This window comes from Micromonospora sp. CA-263727 (assembly GCF_050942455.1).
GTDB lineage: Bacteria > Actinomycetota > Actinomycetes > Mycobacteriales > Micromonosporaceae > Micromonospora.
Genome location: NZ_CP192031.1, coordinates 133058 through 145494 on the forward strand (window position 1 = coordinate 133058; position 12437 = coordinate 145494).

Consider the following 12437-nt stretch of genomic DNA (forward strand, 5'->3'; position numbering starts at 1 on the left):
CGACGACAAGCTCGCTGACACCGCTGGCGCGCGGGATCGCCGCCACGCCGGAGCCAGCCCGTACGCTCCGCTCAGTCATGCTGCGACCCTATGCAGCACCGTCCCCGGGCCGATGCGTGGGGGCGGACGGAATCGGGTACAGATCGCCGACAGCCAAGGGAAGGACGAGCAGATGAGCCAGGCACCGGAGACCGTGGACGGCGCAGGCGCCGGGGAGACCGTCGAGACTCGCGGCGACGAGCGCGTCGAGTTGCTGCGCGCCGACACCAACAACGACGGCCGCACCGACGTGTGGGTGGTCGACACCGACGGTGACGGCAAGGCCGACCTGTTCCAGTTCGACACCGACGGTGACGGCAAGGTCGACGTCACGATGGTCGACATCGACGAGGACGGCCAGCCGGACGCGGTAGTCGACGGCGACGGCGGCCTCCCCCCAACCCAGCCCTGATGTAAGGAAGGGCCCCTTGTTAACGCCTCGTGCATAGCAAGGGGCCCCTGTTAACACCTGCCACCGGGCAGCGGTTCAGCCGGGCAGCCGGAGGGTGGCGAGGTAGTACGGGGCGTCGCGGTCGTCCACGTCGGCCAGTTGCCAGTCGGAGCCGTGGAGCAGTTCGGCCAACTCCTCCGGCGAGCAGACCAGATAGTCGAACCAGTGCGTACCCAGCTCGCGGTAGCGCAGCCGCAGCCGCAACTGCCCGCCGAGGCGACCTCGCCGGCGATTGTGCTCGTGATAGCTGGTGTGCAGGGGGTCCCGGGTGCCGTACGGGTCGGTGCCCTGGGCGATCACCTGCGCCCCGGGACGGGCCATCGCGGCCAGCGCGGCAAGGAAGGCCGGCGCGCGCTCCCGGCCCTCGATCAGGCCGAGGTTGTTGCCGAGGAGCAGAAACGTGTCGTATCGCTGCCCGCTCGCGGCGTGCTCGTCGACCGTGCCGTGCACCAGCTCGCGTACGCCCCGGCGACGGCACACCTGGAGCGCACCGGGCGAGACGTCCAGCCCGGTGACCGGTACGCCGCGCTCCTGGAGCAGCAACGCGATCCGCCCGGCGCCGACGCCGACGTCCAGCGTCGCGCCGCGGACCCGGTCCACCGCCCGGTGGTCGTACGGTTGCCAGTCCTGCGGCGGGTCGAGGTAGTGCGCGGCCGGCGCGCCGTTGACCAGCCCGTCGTCCCGCTCGATGATCTCGATGACCGGACGGGGCAGCCGCCCGCCGGCCAGTGGTCGGCGACCGACCCCGGTGGCGACCGCCAGCGCGTCGCGCAGCAGTTCCCCGATGACGTCACCGATCCGTGGCTCCCCCGTCACATCCTTCACGCTATCCGGCTGCTCAGTCAGCCGCACCGGCCGTATCCTTGGCGATGTGACCATGTTGGATCGCCTCTCTGCGGAGAAATACATCCTTCTCACGACCTTCCGCAAGGACGGCCGGGCGGTGCCGACCCCGGTCTGGGCGGTCCGCGACGGCGACGCCCTGGCGGTGTGGTCGGCGGCGGACGCCGGAAAGGTGAAGCGGATCCGTCGCAGCGGGGAGGTCACGGTGGCGCCGTGCGACGTGCGCGGCCGGCCTCACGGCGCGGCGGTGCCCGCCCGGGCGAGCCTCTACGACCCTGGGGCGACGGACCGCATCCGTGGCCTGATCAAGCAGAAGTACCGGGTGATCGGCCGGCTCAGCCTGCTCGGCAGCCGGCTGCGCCGGGGCGAGGGCGGCACGGTGGGCATCCGGGTCGAGTTGACCAGCTGAGCGGCGCTCCCGCCCGGAGCCGGCGTCCGGCCGCCTCGCCGTGCAGGGGCATGACGGTGTCGCCTGCTCCCGGCATGACGAAGGGCGGCGGATCGCTCCGCCGCCCTTCGGGAAGCTCTGCTATCTACCGGCTGGTCAGTCCCCCTGGCGCTGCTGCGGGATCTGCCCCTGCAGCAACGCCCTGACCTCGGACTCCCGATAGCGGCGGTGGCCGCCGAGGGTCCGGATGGCGCTAAGCTTGCCAGCCTTCGCCCAGCGGGTCACCGTCTTCGGGTCGACACGGAACATCGACGCCACCTCGGCCGGTGTGAGTAGCGGCTCTGGTTCGTGCGTTCGCGATGCCATCGGTCACTCCTCCACATGTATAGACATCGGCCGGGGTCCCGCCGGCCGACGCGTCTCCCATGGTCCGGCTAGTCCCCGATGTCCGACATGGGCCGAACGGCCGAACGTCCCTAGACGGACGGATGAACCATGCCCGATTTATACGACTTTTACACCCCAGAAAGTACCTTATTCGGACTCATGATCACGGTTCGTGATGCGTCAACTACGAAGCTGCTTCGCATTCCTGCCCAAATTTAGGACATTGAGGACTAGTTGCAACGCTCCAGAAGTTGCACCTCGCGCCAGCGGGCGACGAGTTTGTCGTACGCCGTGGAGGCCTCCTCCGCCTCGCCCCGGGACAACCCGGCGAGCCCGGCCGCGACCAGTTCCGGCGAGTCGTCGGCGGCCAGTGTCTCGTCCGGGAGCAGGTCGACCAGTCCGCCGTAATCCAACTCGACCACGGAACGCGGATGGAACTCCTCCAGCCACCGGGCGGCCTCCTCGACCGCCTCCGTGATCGGTGCCTCGCCGACCGACTTGCGCAGCACCGCCAGCGCCCGGGACGAGCGGCGACGGGCCTTCGAGATCTCCGTCCGGAACCGCAGCGAGCGACGCCCGGGCGCGGTCACGTGGTTGCGTTCCTCGGCCTCGAAGAGCACGAACCAGCGCAGCGGCACACCCCACGTGGCAATCTGCTCGTGCACCCGGGGCACGCCGTGCTCCAGCACCCGGGCCCCGCTGCGCCAGTCCTCCACCACCGCCTTGGCCTGCCCCGCCAGCACCGGCGGGACGAACGCGTCGGCCAGCACCGCCGGCACCCCGTCACGCGCGCTCAACGCGGCCTCGGCCACCCGGATGCGCAGGTTCCACGGGCACACCAGCAGGGTCTCGTCGGTCTCCAACACGTACGCCTCGTCCGGCAGGTCGGGCAGCCGGGTCCAGCCGGCGCCCAGCGCCTCGATCACCGAAGTCCGCTGCCGGCCCGGCCCCTCCACCGGCGCCACCGCCCGCCCCTGCTCGACGTAGCGCCGCCAGTACGACTGACGATCCCGGTCGAAGGCGGTCAGCGGCTCGTACACGCGCAGGTATGAAGCGAAGAGCGACGGCACGGCGCGATCCTTTCACGAACCGCGAGCCGAGGGTTGCTCGGCGTCATCCGGCAACGGCGGTCCGGCAGGTCCCGGACCGCCGGGCGGTCCCGGCGGAAAGCGCGCCGCGACGCTGCCCGCAGCCCGCTGGACGGCCCTGGCGGAAAGCGCGCCGAGGCTGCCCGCAGGGCGGGACGGCGCCCGGCGGGACGGCGCTCCGGCGGCGGCCGATACTAGGCTCGCAGCACCGGCAGCATCCCGCCGGCGCAGACCAGGTCCGCGTCCCACAAGGACGCCCGCCGACACAGGAGCCAGTCATGGGCGTATTCGCCACCACGGACGACCCCGAGTCCACGGGGCATGAGCAGGTCGTGTTCTGCCAGGACAAGCAGAGCGGCCTGAAGGCGATCATCGGGATCTACTCCACCGCGCTCGGCCCCGCGCTTGGTGGCACCCGCTTCTACCCGTACGACAGCGAGGAGGCCGCCCTCGCCGACGTGCTCGACCTGTCCCGCGGCATGGCGTACAAGAACGCCCTGGCGGGCCTGGACCTGGGCGGCGGCAAGGCGGTCATCTGGGGCGACCCGGAGCAGATCAAGAGCGAGGCGCTGCTGCGCGCGTACGGGCGCTTCGTGGAGTCGCTGGGCGGCCGGTACTACACCGCCTGCGACGTCGGCACCTACGTGCCGGACATGGACGTGATCGCCCGTGAGACCCGGTACGTCACCGGCCGCAGCGTCGAACACGGCGGGGCGGGCGACTCCTCGGTCCTCACCGCCTGGGGGGTGTTCCAGGGCATGCGGGCGGCGGCCGAGCATGTCTGGGGCGTGCCGACGCTGCACGGCAAGCGGGTCGGCGTGGCCGGTCTGGGCAAGGTCGGCAGATACCTCGTCGGCCACCTGGTCGACGACGGTGCCGAGGTGGTCGCGACGGACGTGAATCCCCGGGCCCTGGACTGGGCGCGCACCAACCACCCGCAGGTCACTCTGCTCGACGACGTCTCCGCGCTGGTCGCCGCCGACATCGACGTGTACGCCCCGTGCGCCCTCGGCGGTGCGCTGAACGACGACACGGTGCCGGCGCTGCGGGCGAAGGTGGTTGCCGGGGCGGCCAACAACCAGCTCGCCCACTCCGGTGTCGAGAAGCTGCTCGCCGACCGGGGCATCCTCTACGCGCCGGACTACGTGGTGAACGCGGGTGGCGTGATCCAGGTCGCAGACGAGATCGAGGGCTTCGACTTCGAGCGGGCCAAGCTGCGGGCCACCCGGATCTACGACACCACCCGGGAGATCCTCCGGCTCGCCGACGCCGACGGCGTCCCGCCGGCCGTGGCCGCGGACCGGCTGGCCGAACGGCGGATGGCCGAGATCGGCCGGCTGCGCGCGATCCACCTGCGCTGACGACGCGCCGCCGGGGGCGGGCCGGTTGGTCCCGCCCCCGGCGGTCCGACCCGGCTAAGCTGAAGATGCGACACGTTCATGAGGATCTGCCCGGTGTCAGGGCCGTTCCCGTGTCGGGGCCATTCCCGGTTGTCAGCACCATTTGCCCCATGTCAGGACCGTTCGCGGCATCGCTCCTTACCGGGTACAATGGGTGACGACTGCACGACCGCAACGCGCGGTGGCGGTCGACGGTAACCCGAGGTGCCGAACGGTGGCATCCCCATGTACCGTAAGAGCCACGAGAGATGCCTGACGTCATCGGGGCCCGCCTTCGGGCTGCCCCGCATTCTGTGCGAGGGGGTCGAGCCATGGGGCGCGGCCGTGCTAAGGCCAAGCAGACAAAGGTGGCCCGGGAGTTGAAATACCACTCCCCGAACACCGACCTCGCCGCCTTGCAGCGAGAACTCGGCGGCAGCGGCAAGTCGGACCAACACTTCGACGACGACTACAAAGAGTACGTCGACGACGACGACGAGGACCACGCCGAGGACGACCCGGACACCTGGGCCCGTCCGACTCGCTGACCCCCGGTCGCATCTGAGCACGCGGTAACTCCCCGCGTGCTCACGCATGTGCCCGTTACGCGGCGGCGTACCACCCCGACGGTCCCAGGGGCCCGCCATGCCCGGACGATGCTCCGACGGCTTGGCGGGCCCCTTGGACCGGCCGGTCAGCGTGGCCGGTTGTTCCAGTTGTAGAACGTCGGGATGTTCTCGAAGTGGTTCCAGGCGCAGACCGCGCTGACGCCGTCGCCCCCCGCCACCTCCGCCCGCAGCCGTCGCGCCGCCTCGGCCTCGTGGAGCAGGGCGGTGAGCCCGGCGGCGGCTTCCCGAACCCGGTCGGCGACCCGATCAGGCTCGCCTCCCGTCACGTGCTCAGGCTCCCGGTGACTGGTGGTCTCGGGCATGCTCCAACACTCCCTCCAGTAGGCGGATCTTGCTGTTACGGCAATGCTCGGTCTCCGTACCGTCAAAACGCCCCAGCTCGAAGTAGCGGTTGGCCGCGTGACCTCCGCCACAGAAACCGAAGTACGGGCAGGACGACCGGCACGCCTCCACCCCGGCCATGAACTCACCGACCCAGGCCGTGCGCTCCGCGTCGGCGAGGATCGCGTGCAACGGGGTGGCGAGCACGTTCCCGCTGGTGAAGTCGCCGTACCGGGGGTCGGTGAAGCCAGCCAGCTCAGGCGAGAGCACGACGACCGAGCCGTCGTACGCCACGGTCGGAATCGGGTCGAGCCGGCCGGGCAGCAGCTCCTCCACCGTGCCGTCGAGCACCGCCGCGGCGTACCGCAGCGACCATTCGACCTCCCGCAGGTGGATCCTCGGGTCCCGCCGCCAGGCCGAGACCAGCTCGGCCCAGAAGCCGGTCACCGCGGCGGCGTCGTGGGCATTGTCCCGGGTGTTGACCCCCTCGGTCTCCTCGATGTTCACGCCAAGCACCTCGCAGCCGAGGTCGAGGCAGTAGTCGTAGAGCTCGGCCGCGCGGCCGGGGGACGGGTCGTTCACCACCGCGAGCGCCGAGAACGGCAGCCCGTGCCGGCGCAGCGCGGCCACCCCGCGGATGATCCGGTCGTACGCCGGCCGGCCGGCCCGGGTGACCCGCTCCCCGTTGCGTTCCCGGGGCCCGTCCACGCTCACGCTCACCCGCATCCGGTGCGCGGCGAAGAACTCGCACCACGCGTCGTCGATCAACGTGGCGTTGGTCTGGACGTGGTGCTCCACCTCCGGCCCGAACGGCGCCATCAGCGCGGCGAGCCCTTCCCGACCGGCGGCGAGCGGTTCGCCACCGTGCCAGACCACCGAGAACCGTCCCTCGGTCGCCCACCGGGCAACCGAGGCGGCCACCGCCTCGGCCACCGCGACCGGCATCCGCCGATCGAGTGCCCGCTGCGGCAGGTAGCAGTACGCGCAGTCGAGATTGCAGAGGGTGGTGGGCTGCATCACGACGTACGACGGGACGGTGGCCAGACCCCGCATCCCGCGCAATGTCCGTCCCCGCGCAGCCATCGCCCTCCTCCGTAATGGTTGAAGGGCTGCCGGGCACACCCCGGCACGGACACGCCCACAGCTCTGAGGGTGCCTCTCAGGCTAGGCGGCGACGCCCACTCGGGTGAACCCCTGACCAGGTGCTTGGACGATCATCGGAGCACGATCACCCGCGGGTGTGCTGACCGATCATCCGCACCTCGCCGGTGCCGTCGATGATCTCGCCGACCTGCCAGGCGTCCACGCCCCGACCGGTCAGCGTGGCCAGCGCGCGGTCCGCGTCCTCGGCCGAGACGATCGCGAACATGCCGACGCCCATGTTGAAGGTGGCGTCCATCTCCGAGTCCTCGATCCGCCCCTTGGACTGGATCAGGTCGAAAATCGGCTGCGGCTTCCAGGTCGAGCGGTTGACCACCGCGTCCACGTGCTCCGGCAGGATCCGCACCAGGTTGCCGGGGATGCCGCCGCCGGTGACATGGGCCAGCGCCCGCACCTCGGCCTCGGCGATCAGCTTGAGGCAGTCCTGCGCGTAGATCTTGGTGGGGGTGAGCAGCTCCTCGCCGAGGGTGCGCTGCCGGCCGAAGTCGTCGATCACCACATCCAGCCGCATCCGGCCGGCGCCGAGCAGCACGTGCCGGACCAGGGAGTATCCGTTCGAGTGCAGGCCGGACGAGCGCATCGCGATCACCACGTCGCCCACCTCGACCCGCTCCGAGCTGAGGATCTCGCTCTCCTCCACCACGCCGACGCCGGTGGCGGAGATGTCGTACTCGTCCGGACGCAGCACGCCCGGGTGCTCGGCGGTCTCCCCGCCGAGCAGCGCGCAGCCCGCGTACCGGCAGCCGTCGGCGATGCCGGCGCCGATCTCGGCGACCTTGTCCGGCACGACCTCGCCGGTGGCGATGTAGTCGAGCAGGAAGAGCGGCTCGGCACCGCAGGCGACGAGGTCGTCAACGACCATCGCGACCAGGTCGATGCCGACCGTGTCGTGGATGTCCATCTGCTGGGCGATCACCAGCTTGGTGCCGACACCGTCCGTGGAGGAGGCCAGGATCGGGTGCTTGTACTTCGTGATGTCCAGCCGGAACAGGCCGGCGAAGCCACCGAGGTCGCCCATCACCTCCGGCCGGCGGGTCTGCTTCACCTTGGACTTGAGCAGCTCGACCGCGCGGTCGCCCGCCTCGATCGACACGCCGGCGTCCGCGTACGAAACCGCGCGTTTGCGAGCCGGGCGGCCGGTGCCGGCCGTCCAGGGCTGACGGTCGCCGCCAGCGCCGGTCGGGCTGCTTCCTGCGCCGCTGCGCTCGGACACGTGCGTCACGGTTCTCCCCTTTGTGGTTCTCGGCTGCCGCGTCGACGGTGACCGGCGCCGCAGCCGGGCGGTGCTACGGGCGGTGTGTGGTCGCCGACAATTTCAGGTCGAGCTGCTTGACGTCGTCGGTGGCGTCGGCCGCGCTGTGCGCGACCCGACGCCCGATTCCTTCGAGCACGTGCTTGCCGATCAGGTTGCCGACCGGAAGCTCGATCGGGTATTCCCCGTCGAAACACGCCCGGCACAGCCGGTTCTTCGGCTGCTCCGTCGCGCCGATGAGGCCGGGCAGCGAAACGTAGCCCAGGGTGTCCGCGCCGATCGACCGCCGGATGCCCTCGTTGTCGAGGCCGTTGGCGAGCAGCTCGGCGCGGGTGGCGAAGTCGATGCCGTAGAAGCAGGGCCAGCTGACCGGCGGCGAGGAGATGCGTACGTGCACCTCCACCGCGCCGGCCTCGCGGAGCATCCGCACGATGGCGCGCTGGGTGTTGCCCCGGACGATGGAGTCGTCGACCACCACCAGGCGCTTGCCCCGCACGTTCTCGCGCAGCGGGTTGAGCTTGAGCCGGATGCCGAGCTGGCGCAGCGTCTGCGACGGCTGGATGAAGGTACGCCCGACGTACGGGTTCTTCATCAGGCCGGCACCGTAGGTGATGCCGGACTCCTCGGCGTAGCCGATCGCGGCCGGAGTGCCCGACTCCGGCACCGGGATGACCATGTCGGCCTCGACCGGGTGCTCCTTGGCCAACTGGCGACCGATCTGCACCCGGGCCGCGTGCACGTTGCGGCCGGCGATGGTGGCGTCCGGGCGGGCGATGTAGACGTACTCGAAAAGGCAGCCCTTGGGCTCGGGCGCGGCGAACCGGGTGGAGCGCAGCCCCTCGGCGTCGATCGCGATCAGCTCGCCGGGCTCCACCTCGCGGACCACGCTCGCGCCGACGATGTCCAGCGCGGCGGTCTCGCTGGCCACCACCCAGCCCCGCTCCAACCGACCCAGCACCAGGGGGCGTACCCCGTGCGCGTCCCGCGCGGCGTAGAGCGTCGACTCGTCCATGAAGACGAAGCTGAACGCGCCGCGTAGCTGCGGCAGGACCTCCAGCGCCGCGGCCTCGACGGAGAGATCCGGCCGGCTGGCCAGCAACATGGTCACCAGCGAGGTGTCGTTGGACGAGCCGTCGGCGGTCAGGCCACGCTCGGCCACCTCACGCTGAAGCTCCGCGGTGTTGACCAGGTTGCCGTTGTGGGCCAGCGCGATCGTGATGCCCGAGCTGGTGGCCCGGATGGTCGGCTGGGCGTTCTCCCAGGTCGAAGCGCCGGTCGTCGAATACCGGGTGTGCCCGATCGCGACGTGCCCACGCAGGCTGGCCAGCGTCGGCTCGTCGAAGACCTGGGCCACCAGGCCGAGATCTTTGTAAACCACGACGCCGGAGCCGTCGCTGACCGCAATGCCGGCCGCCTCCTGCCCCCGGTGCTGCAACGCGTACAGCCCGAAGTAGGTCAGGTTCGCGACCTCTTCCCCCGGGGCCCAGACACCGAAGACGCCGCACGCGTCCTGGGGACCGGGTCGTTGGGGATCAAGGTCGTGGCTCAGCCGGCCGTCGCCTCGGGGCACCTGCCGCTCCCTCTTGCTGGTCTGGACTGGCCTGGCGAAAACCATGGGACAGCTCCGCACTGCTCGGCCGGGGACCACACTGTCGTCGCCTGACAGTGTACGCGAATCCAAGTCGCCACATACAGTCACATTGTCACCGCTTTGTGTCAGCAGCAACATGCGTCACCCCAGTTCGAGCGGCAGATACGCGGACAGGTCCGCGCGGACCCCACTGGCCCGCACGCGACCCTCCGTGATCGCCTGCGTCCAGTCGAGTCGCCCCGTCGCCAACCCGAGCCAGGTTTCCGGATCCATCTCCACCGTGTTCGGAGGCGTACCGCGGGTGTGTCGCGGCCCCGGCATGCACTGAACTACACCGTAAGGTGGGACGCGCACCTCCACCGATCGGCCGGGGGCGCGATCCGCGAGGATGGTCAACAGGGCCCTGACCGCCTCACGGAGCACCGACCGTTCGGGGGCACGCCCCTCATCGAGAGCCGCCAACGCTGTCGCGACCGCAGCGGACTTAATGTACGGAGAGGACACGACGGGACGATACGGCGTGACCGCGCCACGTATCACCCTGGCCCTGGGTCGCGCCGATCCGCCCCAACAAGGCATAGTTGCCGACGGCGTATTCGTACCGTGATGTTCCCCCGCCCGGCACCCGCTGGTCAGGGGAGGTCAGTTCGGAAGGCGGTGGACGTGTCAACACACCGACGAGCCTGGCAAAAGCGGGCCGGTGTGGTCGTGGCGCTGATGGTCGGTGCCCTGCTCGCCACCCCCGCCACACCCGCATTCGCCGCCAGCGTCAACGTGATCCCTAACTCGGTGACGGTCAATGCTGGCAGCGACGCCACGGTTACCTTGCAGATCACCCCGGGTGAGGGTGACACCAGTGCCGAGATCAATCTGACTGGTCTGCCCGCTGGCGTGAGCTGCGCCAGGGGCTGCGGAAGCGTTCAGTTGAATGCGCCAGCGCCGAGAACCCAACTGCTGACGCTTCGGGCCAACGACAACGCCCGAAACGCATCCGTCACCGTCACCGTTCAGGTCCAGCCGGACAACTCCGAACCCGCAGTCGGCAGCTTCCAGCTCACTGTTCGGGGAGAGCAGGCGCCGCCGACGACGCAGGCACCGCAGGCGCCGCAGACGGTGCGGTCGATTTCGGGCAAGGTCGTGAACCAGGCCGGCGAGGGGGTGTCGGGCGCGCTCGTCCTGCTCAAGGACAGCGCCGACAAGCGCCGGGAAGCCACCAGTGACAGAGACGGCAACTTCCGCTTCACGGGCACCAGCGACAACCCCATCGCCCCGGGGCGGATCGACATCGGGGCGAGCGCGAACAACGTCACCAATGCGGTGAGCTTCAACGCCAGCCCGGGCCAGAGCATCACCGGGCGGCGCATCACCCTGGCGATCCAGTCGTCGGCCAGCCCGAGTGCCACGCCGTCGGCGTCTGAATCGGCCGTGCCCACCGAGGATCCGTTCGACGAGGAACTCACCGAAGAGGACGAGAACACCGCCGGTGAGAGCGTCGCGGCGCAGGCTCCGGCCGGGAACGAGGACTCCGGCGGCTTCGGCAGCTGGCTGTTGATCCTGCTGGGCGGCCTCTTCGTGGCGGTCGGTGTCGGCACGATCGTGCTGCTCTGGATGAAGCGCAAGGAGAACGAGGACGCCGAGGCGGAGGGCGGCGACGCCCCGGCGGGCGCACCGGCCGGAGCGGTCCCGGCGGCCCGGGGCGCGTTCGTGGGTGCGGACGACCACACCCGGGTGGTGAACCGGGTCGGCTCCGCCCCGGACCCGACCATGGTGGGCGGCCCCGGCCTGAGCAACGCGCCGACGATGATGCACCAGCCGGTCGTCGACGACGTCCCGCCGGACCCGTACGGCGCCCCTCCGCAGCCGTACGGCGCGCCGGGCGGGCCGGGTCAGGGCTGGTCCGGTGGTGGCGGCTACGGCGACGAGCCGGGCGGCTACGGCGCACCCGGTTACGGCAACGCCCCCTCCTCCGGTGGCGGCTACGGCAACAGCAGCCCGTCGTCCGGTGGTGGCTACGGCAGCCGCGACTACGGTGCCGGCAGCGGCGGCGCGGACTACCCACCGGCGGGCGGCGCCGGCGGCTACGGCGAGCGGTACGACGAGCCGACCGGCCGCTACAACGGCGAGGAGACTCGGTACCCCGCTCCCGCCGATCCGTACGCGACCGGCCTCTACGAGCCCGGGGCGGGCCAGGGATACGGTCAGTCCGAGTCCACTGGCTACGCTCGGGGCGAGCCGGCCGGCGGTGACTACGGCCGCAACGAGCCCACCGGCGGCTATGGCCAGGGCGACTCGACCCGCGGCTACGGCCAGGGCGACCCCAACGCCGGCTACGGCCAGGCCGACTCGACCCGGGGCTACGGCCAGGGCGACGCCAACGCCGGCTATGGCCCGGCTGCGCCGGGTGGCGGCTACGGGCAGAGCGACTCCGGCGGGGGCTACGGTCGGGGCGAGTCGAGCAGCGGCTATGGCCGTGGCGCGGAATCGACTGGCGGGTACGACCAGCCGGCCGGCGGCTACGGTCAGGAACCCCCACGCCAGCGGGGCGGCTACGACAACACCGGCGGATACGACCAGGGCGGCTACGGCGGCCAACCCGTCGGCAGCTACGGCCAGGAGCCCTCACAGCAACGCGGCGGCGGCTACGACAACAGCAGCGGATACGACCAGGGCGGCTACGGCGGCCAACCCGCCAGCGGCTACGGCCAGGAGCCCTCACAGCAACGCGGCGGCGGCTACGACAACACCGGCGGCTACGACCAGGGCGGCTACGGCGGCCAACCGGCTGGCAACTACGGCGACCCGGCGCAGGCCGGCCGAGGCCGGCCGGACGGCCCGGCGCAGGACCGTGGCGGCCGCCGACTCGACTGGCTCGACGACTAGAGCAATTCTTCGCGCACCAGCAGGGGGA

Annotated in this window: 13 protein-coding genes; 5 read left to right on the plus strand and 8 right to left on the minus strand. The window is 70.9% G+C overall.

Translation table 11 applies throughout. The features are described from left to right. The first annotated feature begins 172 nt into the window (after positions 1-172). A complete protein-coding gene (locus ACQPYA_RS00630) occupies positions 173-451 on the plus strand; it encodes a hypothetical protein (protein ID WP_433530689.1) in 279 nt (92 codons plus the stop codon). A 75-nt stretch (positions 452-526) separates the two neighbouring features. Here the strand turns inward: ACQPYA_RS00630 and ACQPYA_RS00635 are convergent, their stop codons facing one another. Further along, entirely contained in the window at positions 527-1306 is a 780-nt protein-coding gene (locus tag ACQPYA_RS00635; protein WP_433530690.1) for a class I SAM-dependent methyltransferase, read from the minus strand. 55 nt (positions 1307-1361) lie between these two features. Here ACQPYA_RS00635 and ACQPYA_RS00640 point away from each other — a divergent pair, with 55 nt between their 5' ends. Beyond that, the gene (locus ACQPYA_RS00640) at positions 1362-1742 is read left to right on the plus strand and encodes a PPOX class F420-dependent oxidoreductase (RefSeq protein ID WP_433530691.1); all 381 of its coding nucleotides are present in this window, start codon (positions 1362-1364) and stop codon (positions 1740-1742) included. A gap of 135 nt (positions 1743-1877) precedes the next feature. Here the strand turns inward: ACQPYA_RS00640 and ACQPYA_RS00645 are convergent, their stop codons facing one another. Both ACQPYA_RS00645 and ACQPYA_RS00650 read right to left on the minus strand, forming a co-directional pair. Further along, positions 1878-2087, minus strand: coding sequence for a BldC family transcriptional regulator (locus tag ACQPYA_RS00645; protein WP_007073996.1), 210 nt, complete (start codon positions 2085-2087; stop codon positions 1878-1880). A 251-nt stretch (positions 2088-2338) separates the two neighbouring features. Further along, entirely contained in the window at positions 2339-3178 is an 840-nt protein-coding gene (locus tag ACQPYA_RS00650) for a hypothetical protein (RefSeq protein ID WP_433530692.1), read from the minus strand. Between the two features lie 296 nt (positions 3179-3474). Between ACQPYA_RS00650 and ACQPYA_RS00655 the strand changes: the two genes are divergently transcribed. Together ACQPYA_RS00655 and ACQPYA_RS00660 are read left to right on the plus strand one after the other, a co-directional pair. After that, the gene (locus ACQPYA_RS00655; protein ID WP_433530693.1) at positions 3475-4557 is read left to right on the plus strand and encodes a Glu/Leu/Phe/Val family dehydrogenase; all 1083 of its coding nucleotides are present in this window, start codon (positions 3475-3477) and stop codon (positions 4555-4557) included. Between the two features lie 350 nt (positions 4558-4907). Next, entirely contained in the window at positions 4908-5123 is a 216-nt protein-coding gene (locus ACQPYA_RS00660; protein ID WP_433530694.1) for a DUF3073 domain-containing protein, read from the plus strand. A gap of 146 nt (positions 5124-5269) precedes the next feature. Here ACQPYA_RS00660 and amcA read toward each other — a convergent pair whose 3' ends face one another. From amcA to ACQPYA_RS00685, 5 genes are all read right to left on the minus strand, one after another. Continuing rightward, positions 5270-5506 carry a multiple cyclophane-containing RiPP AmcA gene (gene amcA / locus ACQPYA_RS00665; RefSeq protein ID WP_433530695.1) on the minus strand — a complete coding sequence of 79 codons (237 nt, stop codon included), beginning with the start codon at positions 5504-5506 and terminating at the stop codon, positions 5270-5272. Further along, positions 5475-6578, minus strand: coding sequence for a cyclophane-forming radical SAM peptide maturase AmcB (gene amcB / locus ACQPYA_RS00670; RefSeq protein WP_433533717.1), 1104 nt, complete (start codon positions 6576-6578; stop codon positions 5475-5477). The genes amcA and amcB overlap by 32 nt, the downstream gene beginning before the upstream one ends. Positions 6579-6753: 175 nt before the next feature. Further along, positions 6754-7908, minus strand: coding sequence for a phosphoribosylformylglycinamidine cyclo-ligase (gene purM, locus ACQPYA_RS00675; protein WP_433530696.1), 1155 nt, complete (start codon positions 7906-7908; stop codon positions 6754-6756). A 64-nt stretch (positions 7909-7972) separates the two neighbouring features. Continuing rightward, the gene (gene purF / locus ACQPYA_RS00680; protein WP_433530697.1) at positions 7973-9508 is read right to left on the minus strand and encodes an amidophosphoribosyltransferase; all 1536 of its coding nucleotides are present in this window, start codon (positions 9506-9508) and stop codon (positions 7973-7975) included. A gap of 162 nt (positions 9509-9670) precedes the next feature. After that, positions 9671-10033: a sterol carrier family protein gene (locus ACQPYA_RS00685; RefSeq protein ID WP_433530698.1), complete on the minus strand. Its 363-nt coding sequence runs from the start codon at positions 10031-10033 to the stop codon at positions 9671-9673. Positions 10034-10246: 213 nt separating this feature from the next. Between ACQPYA_RS00685 and ACQPYA_RS00690 the strand changes: the two genes are divergently transcribed. Next, positions 10247-12409 (plus strand): carboxypeptidase-like regulatory domain-containing protein, encoded by a 2163-nt coding sequence (locus tag ACQPYA_RS00690; protein ID WP_433533718.1) that lies wholly within the window; start codon positions 10247-10249, stop codon positions 12407-12409. Positions 12410-12437: the final 28 nt, after the last annotated feature.

Excerpts from the sequence above, each read along its gene's own strand:
- ACQPYA_RS00630 (WP_433530689.1), top strand. The coding sequence starts at position 173 with ATGAGCCAGGCACCGGAGACCGTGGACGGCGCAGGCGCCGGGGAGACC.
- ACQPYA_RS00645 (WP_007073996.1), bottom strand. The coding sequence starts at position 2,087 with ATGGCATCGCGAACGCACGAACCAGAGCCGCTACTCACACCGGCCGAG.
- ACQPYA_RS00655 (WP_433530693.1), top strand. The coding sequence starts at position 3,475 with ATGGGCGTATTCGCCACCACGGACGACCCCGAGTCCACGGGGCATGAG.
- ACQPYA_RS00660 (WP_433530694.1), top strand. The coding sequence starts at position 4,908 with ATGGGGCGCGGCCGTGCTAAGGCCAAGCAGACAAAGGTGGCCCGGGAG.
- amcA (WP_433530695.1), bottom strand. The coding sequence starts at position 5,506 with ATGCCCGAGACCACCAGTCACCGGGAGCCTGAGCACGTGACGGGAGGC.
- amcB (WP_433533717.1), bottom strand. The coding sequence starts at position 6,578 with ATGCGGGGTCTGGCCACCGTCCCGTCGTACGTCGTGATGCAGCCCACC.
- ACQPYA_RS00690 (WP_433533718.1), top strand. The coding sequence starts at position 10,247 with ATGGTCGGTGCCCTGCTCGCCACCCCCGCCACACCCGCATTCGCCGCC.